Origin of the sequence: Agrobacterium rubi TR3 = NBRC 13261 (genome assembly GCF_000739935.1) — a bacterium.
Taxonomy (GTDB): Bacteria; Pseudomonadota; Alphaproteobacteria; order Rhizobiales; family Rhizobiaceae; genus Agrobacterium; species Agrobacterium rubi.
In genome coordinates this window covers 125,639-146,819 of sequence record NZ_BBJU01000010.1, presented here as the reverse complement: position 1 = coordinate 146,819, position 21,181 = coordinate 125,639, and the positions used below count along the sequence as shown (strand labels likewise).

The 21,181-nt window shown below is 54.8% G+C and carries 24 protein-coding genes and 1 tRNA gene; 6 read left to right on the top strand and 19 right to left on the bottom strand.

Features of this window, described 5'->3' with window-relative positions:
- The first annotated feature begins 248 nt into the window (after window positions 1-248).
- Entirely contained in the window at window positions 249-740 is a 492-nt protein-coding gene (locus RRU01S_RS08690) for a hypothetical protein (RefSeq protein ID WP_045229935.1), read from the top strand.
- Window positions 741-915: 175 nt separating this feature from the next.
- A complete protein-coding gene (locus RRU01S_RS08685; protein ID WP_234936121.1) occupies window positions 916-1,242 on the top strand; it encodes a hypothetical protein in 327 nt (108 codons plus the stop codon).
- Between the two features lie 63 nt (window positions 1,243-1,305).
- Here the strand turns inward: RRU01S_RS08685 and RRU01S_RS08680 are convergent, their stop codons facing one another.
- The gene (locus tag RRU01S_RS08680; RefSeq protein ID WP_045229866.1) at window positions 1,306-2,079 is read right to left on the bottom strand and encodes a transporter substrate-binding domain-containing protein; all 774 of its coding nucleotides are present in this window, start codon (window positions 2,077-2,079) and stop codon (window positions 1,306-1,308) included.
- A gap of 297 nt (window positions 2,080-2,376) precedes the next feature.
- On the opposite strand from RRU01S_RS08680, the gene RRU01S_RS08675 reads away from it, so the two are divergent.
- Window positions 2,377-2,452: transfer RNA gene (locus RRU01S_RS08675), tRNA-Phe, on the top strand.
- Window positions 2,453-2,535: 83 nt separating this feature from the next.
- Here the strand turns inward: RRU01S_RS08675 and RRU01S_RS08670 are convergent.
- The 3 genes from RRU01S_RS08670 to RRU01S_RS08660 form a co-directional block, all read right to left on the bottom strand.
- Window positions 2,536-3,594, bottom strand: a complete 1,059-nt coding sequence (locus RRU01S_RS08670; RefSeq protein ID WP_045229865.1) for a tyrosine-type recombinase/integrase — start codon at window positions 3,592-3,594, stop codon at window positions 2,536-2,538.
- Window positions 3,591-3,827, bottom strand: a complete 237-nt coding sequence (locus RRU01S_RS08665) for a hypothetical protein (RefSeq protein WP_045229864.1) — start codon at window positions 3,825-3,827, stop codon at window positions 3,591-3,593. The genes RRU01S_RS08670 and RRU01S_RS08665 overlap by 4 nt, the downstream gene beginning before the upstream one ends.
- Window positions 3,828-4,016: 189 nt before the next feature.
- Entirely contained in the window at window positions 4,017-4,373 is a 357-nt protein-coding gene (locus RRU01S_RS08660) for a hypothetical protein (protein WP_131367782.1), read from the bottom strand.
- A 16-nt stretch (window positions 4,374-4,389) separates the two neighbouring features.
- Between RRU01S_RS08660 and RRU01S_RS08655 the strand changes: the two genes are divergently transcribed.
- Window positions 4,390-4,809 (top strand): helix-turn-helix domain-containing protein, encoded by a 420-nt coding sequence (locus RRU01S_RS08655; protein ID WP_327787058.1) that lies wholly within the window; start codon window positions 4,390-4,392, stop codon window positions 4,807-4,809.
- Between the two features lie 418 nt (window positions 4,810-5,227).
- On the top strand, window positions 5,228-5,485 hold the full coding sequence (locus RRU01S_RS08645) for a helix-turn-helix transcriptional regulator (protein ID WP_234936120.1): 258 nt from the start codon (window positions 5,228-5,230) through the stop codon (window positions 5,483-5,485).
- A 26-nt stretch (window positions 5,486-5,511) separates the two neighbouring features.
- On the opposite strand, the gene RRU01S_RS08640 is transcribed toward RRU01S_RS08645, so the two are convergent.
- The 9 genes from RRU01S_RS08640 to RRU01S_RS08595 all read right to left on the bottom strand — a co-directional run bounded on the left by RRU01S_RS08640 (window position 5,512) and on the right by RRU01S_RS08595 (window position 14,711).
- Window positions 5,512-6,423: a GTP pyrophosphokinase gene (locus RRU01S_RS08640; protein WP_131367781.1), complete on the bottom strand. Its 912-nt coding sequence runs from the start codon at window positions 6,421-6,423 to the stop codon at window positions 5,512-5,514.
- Between the two features lie 71 nt (window positions 6,424-6,494).
- Window positions 6,495-7,562 (bottom strand): nucleoid-associated protein, encoded by a 1,068-nt coding sequence (locus RRU01S_RS08635; protein WP_165572217.1) that lies wholly within the window; start codon window positions 7,560-7,562, stop codon window positions 6,495-6,497.
- 146 nt (window positions 7,563-7,708) lie between these two features.
- Window positions 7,709-9,901, bottom strand: a complete 2,193-nt coding sequence (locus RRU01S_RS25010) for a tape measure protein (RefSeq protein WP_131367779.1) — start codon at window positions 9,899-9,901, stop codon at window positions 7,709-7,711.
- The gene (locus RRU01S_RS08625; RefSeq protein WP_045229858.1) at window positions 9,810-10,235 is read right to left on the bottom strand and encodes an HK97-gp10 family putative phage morphogenesis protein; all 426 of its coding nucleotides are present in this window, start codon (window positions 10,233-10,235) and stop codon (window positions 9,810-9,812) included. The genes RRU01S_RS25010 and RRU01S_RS08625 overlap by 92 nt, the downstream gene beginning before the upstream one ends.
- Entirely contained in the window at window positions 10,228-10,584 is a 357-nt protein-coding gene (locus RRU01S_RS08620) for a gene transfer agent family protein (RefSeq protein WP_045229857.1), read from the bottom strand. The genes RRU01S_RS08625 and RRU01S_RS08620 overlap by 8 nt, the downstream gene beginning before the upstream one ends.
- Before the next feature lie 1,193 nt (window positions 10,585-11,777).
- Entirely contained in the window at window positions 11,778-12,872 is a 1,095-nt protein-coding gene (locus RRU01S_RS08610; protein WP_045229855.1) for a phage major capsid protein, read from the bottom strand.
- Window positions 12,873-13,163, bottom strand: coding sequence for a hypothetical protein (locus RRU01S_RS08605; RefSeq protein ID WP_131367778.1), 291 nt, complete (start codon window positions 13,161-13,163; stop codon window positions 12,873-12,875).
- On the bottom strand, window positions 13,160-13,654 hold the full coding sequence (locus tag RRU01S_RS08600) for a hypothetical protein (protein WP_112498948.1): 495 nt from the start codon (window positions 13,652-13,654) through the stop codon (window positions 13,160-13,162). The genes RRU01S_RS08605 and RRU01S_RS08600 overlap by 4 nt, the downstream gene beginning before the upstream one ends.
- Before the next feature lie 304 nt (window positions 13,655-13,958).
- Complete coding sequence (locus RRU01S_RS08595; RefSeq protein ID WP_045229852.1) at window positions 13,959-14,711, bottom strand: hypothetical protein; 753 nt, start codon at window positions 14,709-14,711, stop codon at window positions 13,959-13,961.
- Window positions 14,712-15,440: 729 nt separating this feature from the next.
- On the opposite strand from RRU01S_RS08595, the gene RRU01S_RS08590 reads away from it, so the two are divergent.
- Entirely contained in the window at window positions 15,441-15,986 is a 546-nt protein-coding gene (locus RRU01S_RS08590; protein WP_052816037.1) for a DUF4145 domain-containing protein, read from the top strand.
- A gap of 135 nt (window positions 15,987-16,121) precedes the next feature.
- On the opposite strand, the gene RRU01S_RS26185 is transcribed toward RRU01S_RS08590, so the two are convergent.
- From RRU01S_RS26185 to flgF, 6 genes are all read right to left on the bottom strand, one after another.
- Window positions 16,122-16,268: a hypothetical protein gene (locus RRU01S_RS26185; RefSeq protein ID WP_165572216.1), complete on the bottom strand. Its 147-nt coding sequence runs from the start codon at window positions 16,266-16,268 to the stop codon at window positions 16,122-16,124.
- Window positions 16,269-16,494: 226 nt separating this feature from the next.
- A complete protein-coding gene (locus tag RRU01S_RS08585; RefSeq protein WP_045229851.1) occupies window positions 16,495-17,679 on the bottom strand; it encodes an AAA family ATPase in 1,185 nt (394 codons plus the stop codon).
- Window positions 17,676-17,915, bottom strand: a complete 240-nt coding sequence (locus RRU01S_RS25280; RefSeq protein WP_081880034.1) for a hypothetical protein — start codon at window positions 17,913-17,915, stop codon at window positions 17,676-17,678. The genes RRU01S_RS08585 and RRU01S_RS25280 overlap by 4 nt, the downstream gene beginning before the upstream one ends.
- Before the next feature lie 418 nt (window positions 17,916-18,333).
- The gene (locus RRU01S_RS08580; protein WP_045229931.1) at window positions 18,334-18,891 is read right to left on the bottom strand and encodes a hypothetical protein; all 558 of its coding nucleotides are present in this window, start codon (window positions 18,889-18,891) and stop codon (window positions 18,334-18,336) included.
- Window positions 18,892-18,893: 2 nt separating this feature from the next.
- On the bottom strand, window positions 18,894-20,231 hold the full coding sequence (gene fliI, locus RRU01S_RS08575) for a flagellar protein export ATPase FliI (RefSeq protein ID WP_045229930.1): 1,338 nt from the start codon (window positions 20,229-20,231) through the stop codon (window positions 18,894-18,896).
- Between the two features lie 118 nt (window positions 20,232-20,349).
- Window positions 20,350-21,084: a flagellar basal-body rod protein FlgF gene (flgF, locus tag RRU01S_RS08570; RefSeq protein WP_045229850.1), complete on the bottom strand. Its 735-nt coding sequence runs from the start codon at window positions 21,082-21,084 to the stop codon at window positions 20,350-20,352.
- Between the last annotated feature and the right edge of the window lie 97 nt (window positions 21,085-21,181).

Below are 21,181 nucleotides of genomic sequence, written 5' to 3'. Positions count from 1 at the left end.
TGTTTCTTTGTCGATCTCTCTCGATATCAATCTGTAATTGCGGCGCCAGTGTATAATATAAAAATTATAGAGGACCGTTACAGGGAATGGCCGTCCTTGGCCACGTTAACTCTGGTCGTAACATTCTCCATTACTTGATATTATTCTGATGACATAATATCGGCTTTTCCTTTATATCCAATTTTGGCAACGGCTGGGGCACCATTGCTTACCTGATATTGCGCGCCTCGATTCCAGAGGATTTTTCCATGAAAAGAACCATCTTGGCCGCCGCCTTTGTGCTGGCGCCGTTTTTTGCGCAGGCCGAAACACTCAAGTTTCCCAGCGAAGCGCCCATAGCATCGGTCAAAATTCCCAATGACTGGGAGCCGAAGGAAACCGAGACCGGCGTTGACGCCACATCGCCCGATGCCGCAATCTACTTCTCCATCGATGTCGCCAGCGACAAGACCATGGACAAGGTCATCGACGACGCCATCAAGTTCCTCACCGACAATGGCGTGGAGATCGATGCCAGCACCAAGTCGGATTCTGGCGATGTCGAGATCAATGGCATGAAATTCGGCAGCATCGAGTTCGACGGCAAGGACGAAGACGGCCCCGTCGAAGTTTCCCTCGGTTTTGCCGCGCCCAGAGAAGGCAAAATGCTGGTCGTGACCTATTGGGGCACGAAAGCCACGCAGGATGCACACAGCAAGGAACTGGTTGGTATCTTGCAGTCGCTCAAGCCTGTGAACTGAAATCCTGCATCCTTTTTCCGCCTTCCGCGTTTGCAGACTATCCACCGTCAAGCCGTGACCATCACGGCGATAAACGCGTATAGCGAGAGGAATTTCAATGCGGGCGCCGGTACGTTCCCATGGTTTCGACAAACCATCAGACCTTGAAGACGAACTTTATGAACTGGACGATGATATGAGCACAACACCCAGAAAGCCCGCCGCCCGCGCAAAGGCCTCCGAGAAGACATCCGTCGACGCCTCGCTTCGAAAAGAAGTGGATGAGCTGCGTCATCAGGTCGATGCCATCAGAAAACAGGTGGAGAAGCTTCAGGCTGAACGAAAACACCAGCCAAAGCCGCATACATCCAGCCACAGCGCAGACGTGGCAAACTGGCTGCCCGTCATACGTTCGGTCGCCATCACCTCGATTGCGGGCCGAATCTTCTCGTCATCGCCGATCATGGCGCTGCTGGTGGCCGCCGTGCCCTTCGCACTGGGTCTATCTGCCGGTTCGAAGTAGCAGAAGCCACTGCTGTAATATCGAACACAAAAGGCCCTGCCGCTCGCGGTAGGGCCTTTTGTGTTACTTCATTGCGCCATCGAGCTTCGCCTTCCAGCCACCGCCGTCCAGTTGCTGGCGAACGAACTCATCCACGGCCGCTTTCAACGCTGGGTCCTTGCGCACCAGATACGCATTTTCGAAATGCGTGAAAGGCTCTTCCACTTTCACTGGGCACAACACACCGGGGTGGAGTTTGGACTGAAGGTCAACCTCTACCCCGTCGGTCACCATAACATCCGCTTCCTTGGCAGCAATCTCGTCAAAAATCACCCGGTTGTCGGGAAAGACTTCGATCTTGGCATTGGTGAAATGCTCATGGGCGAACTTGTCGTTGGTACCGCCCGGATTGACGATGACACGGGTGGACGGCTGGTTAATGGCGTCTACGGTCGAATATTTCGTCTGATCTTCGCAACGGGCAATGGGTCGCTTGCCGTCGGTGATAACAGGCACGGAGAAATCTCCAACCTCGGCGCGTGCCGGATTGACCGTAATGCCGCCCACCACAACGTCGAATTTGTTGGCCTTGAAGTCCTCCAGCAATGTCTTCCACGTGGTCGGCACGAATTCCGGCTTGACGCCCAAGGAGGCTGCCAGTTCCTGCGCCATGGAAATGTCGGCACCCGTCAGATCGCCCGACGGGCTTTTGTAGCTGAAGGGCTTGTAATCGCCTGTCGTTCCGATTTTCAAAATGCCTGCGTGCTTAATGGTCGCAAGTGCGCTTTCGTCGGCGTAAGCCGGAGCCGTGAACATGACGGCTGCAATGGCAAGCGTTATCAGTGACATCTTCTTCATTTATGTGTTCCCCTGGCTGTACCGTGATGAATAGGGGCTGTTTCATATGCGCGGTGAGAGGTCCCTCTCATTTGTTCTTTAAGGAAAAGCGGGGCGCAAGCCAATTGTGTGTTTCGCAACAAAGTTTCACCGGTTTACGATGATTGAGGACCCAGCCGCGTGCGACCGAAAAAACTGTCAAAAAAGTTTCGTCAAGCGCTTGCCATGGCCGAACAAGATGTTATAACCCCGCTCACTTCCGGGGCAGCAAGCTTCTCCGGCGCTGGCCAAAAGCGAAGGTTCTGACGAGCCTATAGTGCCCGAATAGCTCAGTTGGTAGAGCAGCGGATTGAAAATCCGCGTGTCGGTGGTTCAAATCCGCCTTCGGGCACCATTCTATCTACATGATATTGTTTGGTGTTTTGGCATCCTGCTATGTGTTAGTCCTGTCGCGTCTAGACACACTTTCGGTTTTCTCTAGACGCTTGGTGTTTTCCTTCTGTTCACCTCCGCCTCAAAGTCGGCGATTGTTTCGGTCATCTTTTTCGACATATCGGCGCGGCGGGAATAGTGCCGTGCCATGGCCTCTGTCTTCTGTCCGAGCATCTCTGCGATGGCTGAGTAGTCCTTACCCATTTCGCGCAATATGGTTGCGACGGTGTGCCGTAGGCCTTTGAGGGTTAGGCCTGGTTGGACATGCCCAGCCTCTTCAAGTTTTACCCTCACTGGAAGCCATGACGCCCTGAAGCCCGAAACGGTCCACGGCTTGCCGTAGCTGTTTGCGCAGAGCGTGATTGCGTTGTGCTCCGGCTGCTCGGTGATGGCATCAACAACCGGCTTGGGAAGCGGCACCCAGACAGGCACTCCTGTCTTGCCTCGCCTAGTGTCCAGCTTGCCTCCAGAAACGGCCGTACGCGGTAATTTGAGGGCGTCCTGAGGGTCAAGTCCACAATACATCATCAACATCACGGGAAGACGCATATGAGCGGGTAGGGCGGCTGAAATTGCGTCGCGCTCAGAATCCATCCAAGGCCTGTTCGCCTCAGGCGCATCAATCGCTTTGCGGACGCGCTTTACCTTAGAGACCGGGTTGGCGGCCATTAACTCCTGCTCAATCGCATGCTCGAACATGATCGACAAGACGGTAAGCGTGTAGTTCGCAAACTTGCGCCTCTTCTTCTGAAAGGTCTTGTCTCGAAGGCGCGCAACCCAGCCTTGAGTGAGCTCAGTCAGAGGTGATTCCGCAAGCGGTCGAAGATACTCGAGGACCTTCTGATAATCGGACTTACTACGTGTCTGTATCGACTGGAAGCCAGCTGACGTCCGATAGGAAACGATCAACGCTCCCAACGTGCCAGGCTTTGCTGCCTCGCCTTTGGTGTCTACCTCGATAGCTGCCAATTCGGCAAAAAATTCAGCAGAACCAAACTCTGCAGCAATGCGCCGACCGGACTTGCGATGATAGGCATACCATTTGCCAGTCTTCGGCTCAAAGTATCGTTTGAGACCTTTAATACGAACCACCGTCCCGGTCATAGCGCATCCAGTAACTGGTCGGCCGTGCGCGGTGCGTCTTCCTGCCCAGCAAGGCGATCTATCCATGCGTTGATAGCGTGGACATCATATCGCTCCATGCGAACGCCAACACCTAACGCGATTGCGCGCACAGGGCACACTGACCCGAAAGGCGGCACGCTGAGCCCGCAATAAGTAGCGGCTTGCGACTTCGTCAGAAGCCGCGGAGGGCTGTTGTCATTTGCTACGCGCATGTGTCCTCCTCTTATGTCATCACAATGGGTCTTTTGGATTTCACATGCCAAAAGTCCACAACGGGCTCGAAATAAAGTTTGGCCCCACTCAACCTGTGGTGAGCAGGGCCGCGGCGGTTCGTTGCTGGTGAGGCCGAGGTGGTGACTACACCGCCGCTGTCTTTGGTCGCCTGATTTGGCGAGGAAACTTTAGTGCTGCCGCGTCGGCCAGCGCCGCCATTCGGCAAGCTGCTCCACGGATACGCGGTCGAAGCCAATGATGCGCAACCCTTCAAGGGCATCGAGTGTGGTTTCAAAGAAGTTCGGGAGACCATCCCAGAAAGCGGCCTCGACCTTGCCATCAGGGTCGATGGCGAAAATTGTTACCCAGTAGCGATTACCGTCAGGTTTGGTGAATTCGATTTGATCGCCGACCTGAAAGCGGTCGGCGTTTCCTGATTCCAGCAGATTTGCAAATGCTTCCCGCGATCTTCTTGGAAAGAAAACGGGCGACACGTGAGGTGTGACGTGTACGGTTCCTAATCTTCTTCTGTCTGCATGCGTCATTTCGGTGGTCTCCTCGTTGATCCGTTTGTTTCTACGTGATACCTATGGATCACAAAAACAATACAGTCAATACCTTTGGATCAAATTTATGCCTAAAGATCAAAATGTGACAGGGAATCAGATATCGGCCGCGCGCATGCTTGCTGAGATTTCTCAGAAGGACCTGGCAGAACGTGCGAACGTGTCGGTACCAACTATTAAAAGGATGGAGGGTTCTGGAAACGGATTCCTTAATTCTACGAACAACGTTGCAGCTGTCATTACCGCTCTGGAACAAGCCGGGATTAGGTTTGTCGATGATGGTCAAGCATCCGCAGCCGGCGGCCCTGGTGTGCGTCTCTTGAAGTCTCCCGGCGAGTTCGATACGGACCAATCACAAACCGTTCAATATCCAGAGCATCTTGAGCCAGACGCGCCGACAGGGGCGGGCGGTTGACGCTCGACTGAGCGGCCATTAACCTCTACCTGCGGTCACCAACCGCAAGGCTACCCGCCTGTCACCACCGAACGGGATATGTTCAATGCGCTTCTAAGCGCAGGATGGTGGGCGTGCATGAGCCAAGAAACTCTAGATAGAATCTACACCGCCAATGAAGCTGCAGACATATTGCGGCTGTCAAATCGGGCTCTCATCAAGCTCGCCAGGAAGTATGGTCGCTGCTCGAGGTTCGGCCGGGACTTTCTGTTTTCAGAGGCTGACTTGCTGGCGATATGGCAGGTGCTACGCGAGCCTGCAAAAGAGCCGAGACGGGCAGTTGTTCCGGCTCCGTCAGATTATCAGCTTCACAACAGCCTGCTCGCGCTATCGCGGCGGTCGAATAAGAAGGCGAAAGTCAATGTCTGAACCGCCCCGCTTGATCGGCCGCAAGGAAGCCGCCGCCTATCTCGGCATCGGCGAATCCACGTTCTCCCTCTGGGTATCAACGCACAAGATGCCGCCCCCGGTGCCTGGCACGCGCAGGTGGGACAGGAAGGCGATAGACGCGAAGCTCGACGCCATAAGCGGCATTGATCTCGCCTCTGACACGATCGAAGATGAATTCGAAAAATGGGAGCGCGAGCAAAATGCGAGAAAGGCTGGAAAAACCGGTCAAAAAAAGACGCTGCGGTGATCGGCTACATTGCGCTGGCAGATAGGTTAACCATGCAGCGCATGGCCGAATAGAGAATAAATAGGTGCAAGCTCGTCATCTGTAAGGGGGCTTCCCAATTTTGCGGATTCTGGTTTCTCTGAAACAACATACATCAGAAGTAGGACAGCAGGCACGTCGTATAAAATATCAACGGGAGAACGTTCTTGTAGCGCATCTTTCACGTAGGGCTTTCTTTCTAGCCAATTTTCAAATTTTACCTTAAATTCTGAATCTAAAATTTCTTTGTAATGATCGATAATCGCTGTGTTTAGAGGGGATGTTACTGGATTTTTTCCTGTAATTTCTCTGTATCTTGAGAATACTAATTCTTCAATTAGTTGATATTCTTTTCCAGAATCTCTGATTAGCTCCACCACTTGCGAAAAATAATCATCGGTTGCTTCAATGAGTGCCATGCTCTTGGCCGCAGCTCTCACCATTGAGGGGGTCGTGGAGACACTTGGTTTGTAAATCGTATCGTGTGTTAATTCGCTATAGGCATGCTGAAGCAGAGTTCTCACCTGTATTTCGCACGGAATGTTTTCGGGTATGGTGACTCCATCGAATACAATTCGATTTTTACACCTGACGACATAGTGTAAAGATTGATATCCGAACGTTGACGGGTTTGCCTTTCTCTCTGCTTCCCCGTCTCTAGATTTCTCGACTGTCCAGGCGTCAGATACTTCTATAGAACCTCCAACCAAACGAACGTCTTCACTAAGTAAAACTACAAATCGGACGCCGACTTTGTCTTCTATGTCATCGTATGGATTGCTGTAAGCCTTCCGGATAAACGCTTTTTGAAGGAGAGAAGAGTCTGTTTTTACTCGTGGTTTAACTGGGATTCGAAGAAAAAATCCCGCGTCTTGCATGGGGATCTGTTGTTGAATCAATTCGAGAACGTGGGCCGACACGAACCGACCCCACGCCTCGTAGAGGGCTTTCTCGCGTTGCCACCTATCAATGAATTGAGATCTTATGTCTGTCACAACTGATCAGTAATCCTTCGCCGGATAGTTATCTGAGTCCATGTCCGTTCATCGCTCTCTGCGTCAGCGGGAATTTCATCGATAGTCACCTCCTTAGTGTGCAGAAGCTCTGGAGATACCGAAAATTCTACATTTTCGCCGAATTTGAACTTACGACGTCGCAGACGGCCTGCCATGTTTGCGGTGTCCCGAACGACTGCACGATCAGGGAATTTTTTTGAGGCTAGAAACTGCCGGAAGTTGTCTTTTTGTTCATTAGGAAGGTAGCTGTCGGCAAACTCTTGCGCGGTGAATGTCGGTGCTTTTTCCGTCTTTATGAAAGTGTACAGAGCGTCATTCAAATCGCGGCGCTCCTCATGACTGAAAGCCCCGCGTCTTACAAAGTCTTTCGTCAAATCAAAAAATTTAGATGTTTCGTAGGGTCCATTTGAAGGGAAAAGGCATCCGAAAAAATCTTCATAGAAATATTGAGCGGCGCTTTCGCGATGGTTACTCGATATGTTGCTGTCAAAAACAATCGCGCGCCATTCAAAGCTCTCGTCTTTTGGCTCCTGGAGAAGGAAGCCAATCTTATATAACCTTGTTGCAGGTGTCAGGAAGATATTTTCGAGGAACTCAGTCAGAATTGTTTCGGCGTCTTTCCTCCGCCTAAAGCCGCTCTGTGTTTCCGCTTTGATTACTCCTAAAAAGTTCCGTTTGGGAACGCCAAACGATCCATCAAAAGTGATGACAACACCCCCAGGAATACTTCTGGCTTTTTGCGCAGATGCGAGTTTAGTTGCAATATGCCTAGATTTTTCTAGAAATATTTCGTCATTTGCCTCCAAAAGGTCTGAAGCGATATCAACCATGCTCCCTGACGAAAAATCAGAAATTTGCATCTCTATGCTTTTTGCTTGTGCAGAAAGAGCCTCTGTCACGCGCAACGTAAACGCCACTTTAGCCGGAAGCGACAGATCTTCGAGGGCCGCGCCAAAAACAGGTGTTTTTGGCTGCCTATCCTCGTCGCGCTTCAGCACTTCGTGCATTACTATTCGATTAATCTTCAGGTTTTCGAGCTGCATAATGTCTCCAGAATCAATGGCTGGTTGAATTATCAGCATAATCACCGAATACTTAGTTAGCTCAATAAGAACATAAAGTGAACATAAGCCTTTATTTGTCCGTTCGTCAAGTATTTATAGGAAGGGCGGCGCTATGCCGCCCATACCTAGATTTTGATACCGCGTGGGCCCGCTTGCTTTAACACCTTCATTGTGTTCGCTGCGAATTCTCGGTTCTGCCGGTCAAGCTGCGCCTGAAGACGGGCAATCGCCGCACCGTCGGCGCCGCGGGCATCGATGTTGTAAACAGGGGCAATGGTTGGGCTGGCCTGCGACTGTTGCGGTGACAATTTTGGAATGCTGGGCGGCTGTATTGAAGGCACGCTTCCGAGAGTTGCGCCCATTTTGTGATTAGGTATAACCTCTTCCCCGCCACCGAAGCGCACAAGTTCCGGGCCTTCCTCACCAACAATTGCCATGCCGGGTCGTGCCGAGCTTGTGCCCTTGGCATACATCGGTACGCCTGAACCACCAAACATGCTCAAAATGCCGCTGAGAAAGCCACCGCCCCCACCGCCACCGCCGAACAGGCTGCTTAGAAAACCACCTCCGCCGCCAGCACCCGAAAAGTTCTTGACCTGAAACATGCTGTTGAGCACGTCGTTGAGGAGAGAGTCCGCAATCTTCTTGAGGCTGTCCCTGAAGATGTCGGCCGCACTCGCGCCTTCGACAAAGCCATCAATGATGCCGCGTGTCACGTCCTTGGCGGTGTCCAACGCTTGCTGCGCCGACTCGCGGATCTCATTCTGCTTCTCGGCAAGTTGCTCGGCTGCCGAACCGGCTCGAGCGTATGCTTCTGCCGCGGCGTCAATTTCAGCTGCAAGCGCGGGAGTGACTTCCTTGCCTGCCTTCTGCGCAGCATTGATAAGATCTTGCTTAGCAGCAGCCTTCTCTACCGAAAAACCATAGTCGTCCACTAACGGGTTAAGCGCGGCCTGTGCGGCGTATGCCGTGGTCAATGCTGCAGTCCGTTCTTTGATCTGCTCGATCTCGCGCTGATATTCGTTTTCGCGCTGTGACTTGCTGCCACCCGACTTGGATTTGGTAACGGTCACCTTGTAGTCGTCGATGGAAACTGGATCCACCGTTGGTGCGGCCGGGAGCCGACCACTCTTCGAGACCTTCGGCATAGCCGTCTCTTCGAAGGCCGTGTTGATGCGATTCTGAATGTTTTCTTGCTGGAGCGACGAGCCGATCGGGCGTCCGAGAAAGGCATCATTCTGGAGCTTTGAAATCTTGTCGAACACACCAGGCAGACCGCCCAGCGCGCGCTTCAATTCATTTACCTGCCCAACCCCGTCGGTGATCCATCCGACGAACCTACCAAGATCACTCTCGGCCACGCTGACGACGACACGCCCGAAATCTTGAACGATGCCCGCAAGCTCACTGATGCCCGAGCCAAGTTTCTCGCTCGATCCGGTGGCCTTGTCGATTTTTCCAGCGGTATCCACCAAGACGTTTTGAAGCCGGACGAAGTTGTTCGCTGTGGTGGATTGCGCACCCGCTAGGCGGCCCTCAAGTGTGGCGGCACCAACATCGAAAGCGCGAAAGAAGGCCTGCGACGAAACCTTTCCGTCAACGACAAGCTGGCGCAGCTTGGCGACTGAGCCGCCCGCTTCTTTTAGGCCGGCCGCAGCGGCCTGGGCGATTGTCGGCGCACCTTCAAGGACAGAATTGAATTCCTCGGCGCGAACTACGCCACCACCCAGCGCTTGCGACAACTGAAGCAATGCACCGGAGGCTTCGGTTGCTGATGTGCCGCCCGCGCGCAATGCCATTGCGATCTTGTCGGTGAAGCCGATCAGTTCAGCCTGGCCAACGCCCAATTCATTCTGAGTGAGGGAAAGTTTGGAGTACAGGGTGGTCAGTGATTCTACGGGGGCTGCATTTTTCTGCGCGGAAGCAAACAACTGCTCATAAACATCGGTCAGTTGCTGGCCTGACAAGCCTGCTGTCTTGAGAGAGTTTTCGATCCGCTTGGAGGCGTCCATGAGTTGGACGGCAGCCTTGATTGCAGCGCCGGCTGCAAATGCACCAGCGAAACTAGCCGCAGCCGCGCTTGCCGACTTGCCGATGCGGTCACGCATGCCTTCGGCGCTCTTCTCTATCTTTTTGAAATTGCGATCAGCATTGCGGGTGGCGCTGGCGATCTTCTTTTCGAATTCGGTCACGCGGGCCTCAAGCAACACCGCCATCCGTTCATATTCAGTTGCCATTTTTTTTGGTGCTCCGAATTGCTTTGGAAATGCCGCGTTTGATTTTTGCTGCGGCTTTCTTGCTTGCCATGCGATGGCCAACGAAAAAGAATGGCTGCGCTCGCGCGGCTAAGGTGCCAAATTCGACGAGGTGAGCGTAGCGGACCTTGGAATTGCCGGCGGTGATCATCGCCGCATTCTCAGGAACCACGGTAGCGCCACCAGGTTGGCTGTGGGACGGCGTTCGCTGCCCGCCGTGGGTAACTTCAATGCTGTCCTTCAAATCGCCGTCGTCGACCGGTGCCAAGGCTTTCATCACGCTGGCGATGTCATGTGCGGCCGACGTGATAACCGGCTGCGTCTGCTCGCGCACGGCCTTCGGTATCCTCTCAAGCCTGCGCTTAATTCGATCCCAGCCTTGGAGCGTTTTAGCCATCTGTTGGTTCGTCGCCGTCCGCGTCAGGCACGCCCTTACCGTGGAAAAACGCGTCCACGATCTTCACGACCAAGCCGAAGTTCTCGGCAGCTGGCCTTTCCTCTACATTTGTGCGCACCATGCGCAATGCGTCCGTGGGGGCCATGCCGCCGCCAATGAGACCGAGCCGCACCAGTTCGCGGGTATCGTTCAGGGCGGCAACACCGGTCCGCATGATATTGATAAGCGTCGCGTAGAGGCTTCGATCGGTTGATCGTTCCCATTCTGTGGCCAGAGGCCATGTCAGACCGAATTTGTAGGTGCCGTCGGCAAAGTCGGCGTCGATAAGTGCAAAGGGCTGTGCTGTCATTTTAGATTTTCCTTGTGGATTGCAGGTGGCATGTATCGACGGGACTCAAGATTGAGCGCTTCATCAGAAGATGAAAAAATCGCTTGCCGTCGCTGTTGGATTTATTGGTGGTTTGGTGCTGTTCGCAGTCGGGCGTGAGATTGCACTCGACGAGAGATCGTGGCCGCAGTTGTTCAGCGACGCGTTACGCGCTGTCGGCAGGCTTGGGTGGGGTCGATACGACATTGATTACCGGCCTTGCTGCGGTGGTTGCTGCCTACCTAAGTATTCAAGCTATTCGTGCACAGATCGACCAAGAGCGAAGATTAGAAGAGGGTCGAAGGACTGCGAAGCTCGCGGCTGCGAGGTCTGTTCTAGCGCTGTCCCTGAGCAACCTCTGTGATTACGCCACTACTTGTGCAAATAAAAATCACAGTCTTCTCGTCCAATGTGGTGATGAGAGGCTACCGCGGGCCATAAGCTTGCCAGACTTCCCGATTGTACCGGATATAGCCGTCGCCTACATAAAGCAGGAAGCCGCGAAGCGCTTAGGCATGAGCATTTAGCTTTTCTTGCCCCATGTTATGGCATGGGCCGCACATGCCACGCCGGTCGCGCTCAACTATCAACAAGACTTCCTGAATCGGCCAAGAAAGCCAAAAAACCTAATGTTTTCTCGCGCGCGCTTGCGCGCACGGGAGGCTTTTTTCTGTGTTTGCATTAACGTTGCATTCCCCCGCCGGTCCCTGGCCGAAGCAGGTCTAGACTTTTTTCATATGCCAGGGGTAGCCGACCCTCATATTTTGAATTGGAAAAGTGTACGCGAATGACCCTCGCCGGTCCCCATCTGCCGATGGGTCTGGACTTCGGAGACACCCGTTAAAGGTACGCGGCCTCACCCCAGCTCGTGACCTCGCGCACATTCACTGCCTTTGATCGGCCGTCGACACCAACAACTTTGTCGAAGTCGAAGCGCTGGCCTAGCCGTGGCTCTTCATGGTCAGGCATCGCGCTGATATGCACGAACTCGCCAGCGTTGCCGCTATCGCCGTCTGCCTGGATGAAGCCAAAGCCACGGTCTCTTACCCATTTGATAATTCGGCCTGATGGTATGTGTAGTCCTCATGTGTGTGAAAGGGGTGGCCAGCCGACGGGGCTCATCGACTGGCCTTTGATGGCAGGGATAGGAGCAACCCTGCCATCTGGATTGGTAGTTAAGATGCCTCAAATTCGCCCGTTACCAGAGACTCAGGACGATAAACCGCAAGCGCCAAGCGCTCCTCAATTCGGGCCGTCGCAAGGTTGCGCTCAAAGTCGTCTACGTTCTCGGTGCTGATCTCGAACGTGACCTGCTGACGGTCAAAGACTTGGGCAGCGGTAGCCAAGGCACCAACGAGGAACTGGCCCGCTGGCATGGCCGTGGTGTCTACAATAGGCAGACGCCAAATGCGGCCCTGACCACCTTCGACCGGATCGACAATGATGTAGTTGCCGTCTGCATCCTTTGTCAGTTCGAGTTCTGCCAGGTCGTCCGGATTCATCACAATGCCCGTCGCGCGGTACTCAGCGCGGCGAACCTGCTGAATTGCTCGGCGGATCGTGTCAACGCGCGTATCGCCAACCTTGCGCAAGCTCTCGTCGAACTCAGTCGCCTGCGGAATCAGGCCCTGCAAATTTTGACCTGTACCAGAGCCAAAGAGGAGCTGATTTTCCTCGACGATCTTCAGGCCGGTGGTGCCACGCAGATCAAGGTAGGAAACCAAACCCGCGACATCGTCAAGCATCTGCTTAGAAATCTTGAAGAGATGCGCAACTGTGCGGACTGGAGCCGTCTTCAAATCGAAAGTGATATCCGAGTACGGTTTCAAAGTTGTCTCGGCCACGGGTGCAGCATTGTTGGTGAAGCCAGTTTCCTGCACATACTCAATGCTGCCTGCCGTCGTGGTGCCAGGCGCGATGAGGTCGCGAACCGTAAGGACGCGCTGCGCAGGAGTGACGATGCCGGGGCGTCGGTCAGCGGGTACCAAAGATGTGCCGAGAGAACGGCCAGTGCCGACTGTTGTGTTGCCCGACGTGATGGCCGCAGATTCGACCAGGGCGCGACCGCGATTAGCACCACCGTTGAGTTGCTTGAACGCAGGGCTGTTTACCAGCGAAGATGCAAGACTGTCGGCATCGTCGAAACCGGCGTTGTCTTTCTCGCGGGCCGCGCGCTTCTCCAGCCCCGAAATTCGCTCAGACAGATCGGAAGTAGAGGCGTTGAAAGCAGAGCCGAGCTGCTCGATTTTTTCTGCAATAGTGTCAGTCATTCAGGTGTCTTTCTCTGTGTAAGAAAATGCGCCGAGGTAGGCCAACATGTGCGGCAAATACGGTCGGGCGGTTTTGTCTGGGTTTGCGGCGTTCCACGTGTCCATTGTTTCGACGTGGCGCTTTGCGGCCCGGTACATTTCGCGGTGTGTTGCGATCTGGTCGGGCGTCCGGTGCTTTTTGGAGGTCTTTTCGCGCTCGGCAATCTGGGATGCTTGCAGGCGTTTTTGAAAGTCAGCCTCAGCGGCCTCTTCTCTAATCTGTTCGAGAAGTTGCGATATTTCAGAGGTCATTGCGCGGCCCGCCATTCTCGCGCCAGCGCTTCGAATGCCGATCCCGACACTAGCGACTGCTTGACAGCGCCAGTGGTCTGCGTGGCACCAAAGACGGCGTGAACACCATGGCCACCGACATCGGCTAGAATGTCGACACCGGGGTTTTCCAGATCATTACGAAGTACCATGCTCTTGATGACCGGGGCGAAAGGGTTGGTCCTGCCACCATCGAAAGCGGCAGCGATAGCCTCGACAAGCGACAAGCAAAGCTCGCTGGAATGAATACGAGCGAACTTTTCCACGCTCTCGCCGACGGTACCCAGGCCGTTGTCAGCCAGTACAGCGATAAGCAGCCGCGCCATCTGGTCAGCGGATAAGGGTGGATAAGTACGTCCCGCCGCTTTTGGCAGAACGCCTGCGTCAGAGGCGCGCTGTGCCAGCGACGTGACGCGACCAAGACCGATGCCAAGTGTTTTTGATAGGGCAAAGCATGCCGCAGCTTTTCGCACGGTGCGCCTCCTTTCGTTTTTCAAAATGAATGTTTTGGGGCTTTAAAAAAAATGACCGCATGCGCACCAGCCGTTCTGCCGAAGAGACGAAACAGGGCTGGTGCGCGCGATCAAACCGAACGGGGACGTTCGGGATTTCATGGTGGCAGTACATCCGTGCTCACCGTGACGGGGATTGGTGGTGAGCCACCGCGCGGGGCAACCCACCTTCAGAGCAGTGACGGCTGCCCCAAAAACAAAAGGCCCGCATCGCTGCGAGCCAATCTCTCTCTTATACCTTTTGGCGCGGGGAAAAGGGGTACCCCTATGCGGTCAGCCTGTCCTGAGTGCTCCAGTAGCGGTCCAAGATGCCGAAGCCATCGAAGACGCGGGCGCGAGCCTCGCCCTTGGCACCTTTGCTACCAGCGCCAAGCCGTTTGCCGATCTCGTCGAGTGTCAGACCATCAACCACTGACCATTCGAACGCATCAAGGATGGTGGGAACGTAGGCGAGTTTGGCTCGGACAAATGCCAATTCCCGCTTCGCGTCGATCGCCGCAAGTATTGGCCAGTCGCCATTCCACTTTTTCGGGACGGGTGCCGCCATGTTCCGACGCGGCTGCGTGTAGACCTGCGCTTTCTTACCAGTGACTACCTTCACACCCTTGGGCCTGCCTTCATCGTCCTGGTTCTCTACGAGGAATAGGTTTTCGCATTCTTTGCCTATCAGCTGCGTGGGCCGTGACGCCGTGTCGTGCAGGTCGCGGTAGCGGATGGCGAGGTCAAGGCAATGGTCCTTGCCCTCCGTGCGAAGAAGCTTCTGGAGCGGCCAGTCCTCGTTGTCATTCGCCGCCTGGCCATTGAAACGATCGGACGAATACCAGGCCGTCCCATTGGTGCAGAACTGCTCGACTTCAGCTTGAGTGGCAATCGAGAGGAAGATTTTCGGCAGGGGATCGCCTGCCATGAGAACGACGTCTCCGCGCTTCATCCGCGCGCGCCTTGGCGACCATTCGCCCTCATCAAGAATAGCGGGCAGCGTGTCGCGCCGGTCGAATACCGGGATATCTTTTTCCATAAGGCCGTCACCTTCGAAAGAGTGAAATGTCTGTGGTTACTGTCAATTTTGGTCGACAAAGACATTTTAGGTTTTTCGTCGGGAAAGCGTGTGGGGTGGTGTGAAATAAATTTCGGGGGGTGGCTTGAACGTAAAGGTCACACTCCCCAAATTGTTAATCAACAACGAAATAGCCGCGTGTGTTGAGGGTCACCCAGGCTTAAGGAAAAAACCCTCAAAACATGGTTGGACGGCAGCAAGCGGCTACAACAAGAGCCTGCTGTCATAGAGAGCGGAGAAGCCCATGCAGGCGATCTTTCTTCTCGAAGCCAACCAGTCGACGGGTTCCGTCCGAGTGGCTCTTGATCTCCGGATCAATTTGGCTCCACTCTTCTGGATCTTTCGACTGTAATGAAGAAACCCCTCTTGCTCCCGCAGGAGGGGTTTTCCATTTCGACCACTTTTCGTCTATATCCTGCGTTGGTAGAAATATAAGCAAACTTAGACCGGGGCGCGTGCATGGCAGAGATAGTTGTTGGCTCTCGTTGGCGCTGCCCGTTTTGCAGCAATAACTCTATAGTAAGCAAAGATAATTTGACTAGGTCAATTGCTTTGGTCAACGGCGTGTCCAGACACGGAAATCGGGCTGTCTCAATAACTTCCATTTCGTGCGCTGACCAAGATTGCAGGGAGCTCTCTCTGTACGTAGATTTCGGCCCCTATAATTCATCGAGATCCGCCAATGGATTCGTGAGTTATCAGATCAACGACTGGCAGATTGAGCTCAGCAAAAGTCTCCTGCCAGACGGTGTCTCTGTATCTGTGCCATCAAATGTCCCAGAAGAGATTGCGATTACGTACAGAGAAGCGGCGAGAATCGCAGATATTAGTGGCAGGGCTTCAGCTGCTATGTCGCGTCGCTGCCTTCAAGGCATGGTCCGCCACTTCTTCGATATCCCTACTAACAAAAGGGGCAACCTCGGTGCGGAACTCTCGTTAGTCAAAGATCGAATAGATTCCGACATGTGGGAAAACCTGCTCGCCGTCCGAGCCGTGGGCGACATAGGCGCTCATATGGACAACAATGTCGACCAGATTATTGACATATCCCCCGATGAAGCCCGCATACTGCTCGCGCTGATCGAGAGCCTTTTCAAAGATTGGTATGAGGTTCGAGAGAAGCGGGAACGGTCATCATCCGCATTGAAAGAACTTTTGGCGAGCAAACGAACTCTACAAAGGGAAGCAAAGCAAAAATCGATCGTCGTGGCGGATGAGGACTCTGACGACGAGTAGGTAAATTGAACCCGATTAGGTTTGAGTTGTCCGCCATCCCCGAACTACTTGCTCACCTGTTGTACGGGCTCACACTGCTGACACCTCCATGAGTGCTTGGCACCGGTAAGCGCTTGCCGCACTCGTTGCCGGACGTCAACGCACGAGGCGTTTCATCATCTTGTCGATCAGATGCGCATCTCCCCCGAAACGATCTAAGACCTCGACAGCCTTCGGCAAACTCAGCGAGTACACTTCCTGAAGCTTCTCAGCGGTATATCGTTTGATTTTGGTCTGGCTCATTTTGCATTCTCCTTACGGCCCGCAAATGCAAAGACACGAAGATGAGTTCCTGTGAGGCACGTATGAAATCTGACCTACAAATCTCTCACCCTTTTCAAGATCCAACTGGGCGAAGCGTTACGTGTTACGTTACGTACCCACCCTTCTAAGAAGGGGTGGGGTAACGGTAACGCGGTAACGCCTGCGCCTTAACCCAGTGAGAAATCGTTACCGTTACTAGGAGGCGTTACGGTAACGCAGATGGTAACGCGGTAACGGTAACGCTCCAGAGGCCAATTTCATCTTTCGAAACCAGCCCTTTTTTCTCAAGGTTAGGCTTGCCAACAGAGAAGCGTTTGCGATGAGCCGAGCCTGACAAGCCCTCTTCTTTGTGGGTGTCGAATGCTTCCCGCCACTCCGCTTCCGTTGCGGGCCTGCCAATTGAATATAGGGCGGCAAGTACCGGCTCTTCGCTCTTGCTGGCCGAGGCTGCGTTATCGTTGCTTGCGCTCGGGATCTTCGGCAGCTTCTGCTTGACTTGATCGAGCTCCAGCGGCACCACAACCGATGCCGTGATTTCTCGGCCGCTGCGCTCATCGACCTGCACAACTCGGCTCTTTATGCCGTAGGCGAACTTCGGCTTTAGGTTCTCTGCAACGTCGTTGTCTTTCTGAACCGTGGCCAGCGAACCACCTTTTAGCTTTTGAACGCGCACTGTCTGGTCGAATGCGGCAAGCAAATTGCCATGCCCACGCAGACGGCTGTCGTCACCGATCGGGGTGTGGTGGACAAGAAGTATGTGCGCGCCAGTCCATTTCAACGTGCGCTGGAGATGACGAGCCAGCTTGGCCGTCTCTTCACCGCCGCTGTCAGAACCGCTACCTAATGTGCGCGATAGGGTGTCGATGACAATGAGGTCCACGTTGAACCCGTCGCTTCCGGTATCCTGCTCAACATCCCACGACTGCTGCTCGACATCGTAGACAATCTGCGACAGGCGATCGGAATCATCACCGATGAAGTCCAGATCGCCGTCATAGATGGCCAGCCTCATAGCCTCTTGAAGATTGTGCTCATCGGTGAACGCTTCGACACGGCGCTGCACCTGGTCGGCGCGCTCAAGGGCAATGTACAGCACGTCACCCCTCAGCCACTCTGCGGGTTCCGTGGCATTTGCCTCGCAATACATACCAGCGCCGCGCCCCATCCAAGGAAGGCCGCTCGCGACATGGCAAGCGATATCCAAGGCGATGGTACTCTTCGTTGCTCCCGGCTCGCCGAAGAAGCAAGAGACCTCCCCCTTGGCTAGGAAGCCGTCAACGATATAATTCTTCGGGGGGATGTTGCCGAACGTGCGATGAAAGCGAAACTTCGACGTAGTGTTGGCCGCGAACTTTGGTCGTTCGGCTCCGAACCAGTCAATGTCCCTCATCGGCGGCCCTCCATCGCTTCAACCGCAAGGGCAGTCAATCTTTCAGCAAGCGGCTTAGAAAAGGTTGCCGTGCGGCGTGGGCCAGCTTGCGGCGAGAACAGAAAGTGCGCGCCGTCGGGCTGCCGCACCAGGCGCAATCCGTATAGGCGGATGTGGTCATTGAGCTCAACGTCAACGAAGGCGATGCAGTCTTTCGCACCGCGCTCACCTGTTGGGTGGCAGTAGAGAACTCTCATTGGTTTCCTTTCGGCGCACGAGCGCGGCCCACCGGCGATGGCCGGCAGGCTGGTTAAATCGTTGATTGGAAGACTTTATTTTGGACGGAATCAGGTGCCGTAGGTTCGATACTATCGACCGCCACCAAGGTTTTGCCTTCTAGACAAACTTACGCTAACCGATTGCTTTCGGCCCGCCGTCTAGACAAATCCGTGACTGTTATCGCATTGAAATCCACATCAACGGCCCGGATTGAAAATCCGCGTGTCGGTGGTTCAAATCCGCCTTCGGGCACCATTTAACTTTTCATCTTTGAAATGATTGAGCTCATGGTGCTGCTGTGTTGCAGTCTCACGTGTTGCGATAGCTGGATCGATGTCGGCCGATTAGTCAGGCATGTTTTTAGGGCACAGGTATCCCTTGAGATACCCGGCATCCCTACTCCGCGTAAACCTCGCCCGCTGATGTCACGATCTGCCATTTGCCATTGATATTGTTCATCGAGAGCAGGCGGCTGTCGTCGGGGAGGACGGAGCCGATTTGGACGAGGAACATGCCGGATTTGTCTTCGATGAGGGCGCGGCCGTTGGAGACGTGCAGCAGCTTGAAGCGGGTGCCGCCTGGAAAGGGTTGAGAGGCGCCTCTGTCGCTTCGGCTTTCACCTGTTCCACTGGTCGGCAGTGTGGCTGTCGTCAGAGGATCGACCTCAAGAGACGCCGCGTCGGTCTTGGTGTCAGGGGCGATGCTTTTATCGTGTGGCATCACGCTGGTTAAGCCGCCGCCCTGTCTTTGTGGCACATGTTTGAGCGCTTCCCAGCCATTGCCACTGATGCCGAATTTTTCCGGGTTGAAGAATACGTACCATGGCAGGGCTGCGGCGGTCGCTGCGACCACGATGAGGCCGCCGGTCAGATATCGGTCGAAATCCCGGATCGACCGTCTTTGCCGTGCATCCCGGTTGATGGTTTCGTTTGTCTTTGTCTGGATCAGATTCATGGTCATCCCCGCCGCTGCAAGGGCGCTGGCTGATTGTTGACGGGTGCGTTGCGCAATGCATTCGCAAGCTCGGCATAGGCATCGATAACGGGTCGGTCGCCCGGCGATTGTTTCAGCACGTCATAGACGAAGGGCACCTGTTTGACGGCCATGTCGAGTTCGGCGTCCACGCCCGGTCGATAGCCGCCGATGAGGCGCAGGTCCTTGGTCTCTTCGTAATTGTGAATCAGCGATTTCAGCCGTGAGACCAGCTTCTGCTGGTCCGGCGTCCATGCCTTGTGCGACAGGCGCGAAATGGAGGCGAGCGGGTTGATCGGCGGATAGCGGCCCTCATCTGCCAGCGCACGGTCCAGTACGATATGCCCGTCGAGAATACCGCGTGTGGAATCGGCAATCGGGTCGTTGTGATTGTCCCCATCCACCAGAATGGAGATGATGGCCGTGACCGTTCCCGTGCCTTCAGGGCCGGGTCCTGCACGCTCCAGCAGGCGCGGAAGCTCGGTAAACACGGATGCGGGATAACCACGCGCAATCGGGGGCTCTCCGGCAGCAATTGCCACCTCGCGAATGGCGTGGGCAAATCGGGTGATGCTGTCGGCGATGAAGAGGACGTTTTCGCCCTTGTCGCGGAAGTGTTCGGCAATCGTCATGGCCACCAGCGGTGCCATCTTGCGCAGCATCGGGCTTTCATCGCTGGTCGCGACGATGGCGATGGATTTGTGCATGTTGTCACCGAGCGTGTCCTCGATGAATTCACGCACTTCGCGACCACGTTCGCCGACAAGCGCAATCACGACCTTGTCGAAGGCGTCGGCTCTCGCCAGCATCGAGAGCAGTGTCGATTTACCGACGCCGGAACCTGCAAAAATACCAAGGCGCTGCCCGAAGCAGAGTGGCGTGAAGATGTCGATGGCTTTGACGCCGGTGCGAAAACCCGAGATGACACGGCTGCGCGTCATCGACGGCGGCGGCAGCGCCATGACCGAACGCTTTTTCGGGCCTTTCAACAAAGGCCCCTTGTTGTCGATGGGCTTGCACAGCGAGTTGATGGTGCGCCCGCACCAACTATCGTCAGGCTGAACGCGAAATTCGCCTTCGCGCAGCACGATGTCGTTGACCCCGATGGGATCGCCCGGCTCGATGGGGCAGACATAGATCAGGTCCGGTTCGACGCGAACCACTTCACCCAGATGCAATCCCGCGACACTCTTGTGCACGACGAATTCGCCCAGCCGCACGTGTTCCGACAGACCGGAAACGGTGTAGTGGCCCGCCGCAATCGTCCTGACCTTTCCTCCGTGCGACATCGGCATGCCGGCTGCGACCTGCGCTTCCATCATTTGCGCAAGCGCTTCCAGCTTTGGAAAGATGTTTGATCGGGCCGGCGGCGCGACGGGAGTGTCGGTAACCGTATCTGTTTCGATGTCGATCTGGGTGTCCATTTACGTCAACCGCCGCTTACTGTCCGCCACCAAGGGTGCGGATGGCCTGCGAGAAGGAATCCTCCGTGGATTTCATCAGCGAAGAGATGCCGTCGAACGCGCGGTTGACCTGCACGAGCTGGGTCATCTGGCTGATGGCGTTGACGTTGGATTGCTCGGCATAGCCCTGCATGACACCAACGGCCGAATTGTCGACCACTGGCTGCGGCGCTTCGGAAAAGATCACGCCGCTGTTTTCATAGCGCACGAAGCCCTTTTTCGCATCGGCGGAGAACAGGCCGAGCTGGGCAACCGTGGCGCCGTTTTGAACGATACGCCCATCCGAGCCGACCGTCGGCTCACCAGCGGCAGGGTTGAGCTGAATGGGCGCGCCACCGGCATCGACAACCGGATAGCCCTGTGTGGATACCAGTTCACCCGTCACCGACATGGAAAAACGACCGTCACGCGTCATCACCTGGCCGGCCGGAGTGTTGATGCCGAACCATCCATCACCCTTGACGGCGAAATCCAGCGGGTTGCCAGTCTTTATCATTTCGCCGTTGCGGGTTGAAAGGTAGTCGCTGCCCTGCGTCACGAAGGCGATGTCTGCCTTCAGATCGTTGCGCGTCTGGCTCATCACCTGGTCGAACTTCACTTCCGTACCGCGAAAGCCAACCGTATTCATGTTGGCAATGTTGTCGGCGATGGTTGTGAGACGGCGCTCCAAAGCGATCTGGGAGGAAATGCCGACGTAAATTCCTGATTGCATGGTGCTCTCCTGTTCGGACAATGAAGAAAAGGCGCACTGCTTCACAGCAACCTCGTATATGCCCTGAAACTAGAAGCGCTTGCTTGCGCGAAGCTTT

Bases quoted from the DNA above. Each gene is read 5' to 3' on its own strand.
- RRU01S_RS08690 (WP_045229935.1), top strand. From the start codon at position 249: ATGAAAAGAACCATCTTGGCCGCCGCCTTTGTGCTGGCGCCGTTTTTT.
- RRU01S_RS08685 (WP_234936121.1), top strand. From the start codon at position 916: ATGAGCACAACACCCAGAAAGCCCGCCGCCCGCGCAAAGGCCTCCGAG.
- RRU01S_RS08680 (WP_045229866.1), bottom strand. From the start codon at position 2,079: ATGAAGAAGATGTCACTGATAACGCTTGCCATTGCAGCCGTCATGTTC.
- RRU01S_RS08670 (WP_045229865.1), bottom strand. From the start codon at position 3,594: ATGACCGGGACGGTGGTTCGTATTAAAGGTCTCAAACGATACTTTGAG.
- RRU01S_RS08665 (WP_045229864.1), bottom strand. From the start codon at position 3,827: ATGCGCGTAGCAAATGACAACAGCCCTCCGCGGCTTCTGACGAAGTCG.
- RRU01S_RS08660 (WP_131367782.1), bottom strand. From the start codon at position 4,373: ATGACGCATGCAGACAGAAGAAGATTAGGAACCGTACACGTCACACCT.
- RRU01S_RS08635 (WP_165572217.1), bottom strand. From the start codon at position 7,562: ATGCAGCTCGAAAACCTGAAGATTAATCGAATAGTAATGCACGAAGTG.
- RRU01S_RS08625 (WP_045229858.1), bottom strand. From the start codon at position 10,235: ATGGCTAAAACGCTCCAAGGCTGGGATCGAATTAAGCGCAGGCTTGAG.
- RRU01S_RS08620 (WP_045229857.1), bottom strand. From the start codon at position 10,584: ATGACAGCACAGCCCTTTGCACTTATCGACGCCGACTTTGCCGACGGC.
- RRU01S_RS08610 (WP_045229855.1), bottom strand. From the start codon at position 12,872: ATGACTGACACTATTGCAGAAAAAATCGAGCAGCTCGGCTCTGCTTTC.
- RRU01S_RS08605 (WP_131367778.1), bottom strand. From the start codon at position 13,163: ATGACCTCTGAAATATCGCAACTTCTCGAACAGATTAGAGAAGAGGCC.
- RRU01S_RS08595 (WP_045229852.1), bottom strand. From the start codon at position 14,711: ATGGAAAAAGATATCCCGGTATTCGACCGGCGCGACACGCTGCCCGCT.
- RRU01S_RS26185 (WP_165572216.1), bottom strand. From the start codon at position 16,268: ATGAGCCAGACCAAAATCAAACGATATACCGCTGAGAAGCTTCAGGAA.
- RRU01S_RS08585 (WP_045229851.1), bottom strand. From the start codon at position 17,679: ATGAGGGACATTGACTGGTTCGGAGCCGAACGACCAAAGTTCGCGGCC.
- RRU01S_RS25280 (WP_081880034.1), bottom strand. From the start codon at position 17,915: ATGAGAGTTCTCTACTGCCACCCAACAGGTGAGCGCGGTGCGAAAGAC.
- RRU01S_RS08580 (WP_045229931.1), bottom strand. From the start codon at position 18,891: ATGAATCTGATCCAGACAAAGACAAACGAAACCATCAACCGGGATGCA.
- fliI (WP_045229930.1), bottom strand. From the start codon at position 20,231: ATGATGGAAGCGCAGGTCGCAGCCGGCATGCCGATGTCGCACGGAGGA.
- flgF (WP_045229850.1), bottom strand. From the start codon at position 21,084: ATGCAATCAGGAATTTACGTCGGCATTTCCTCCCAGATCGCTTTGGAG.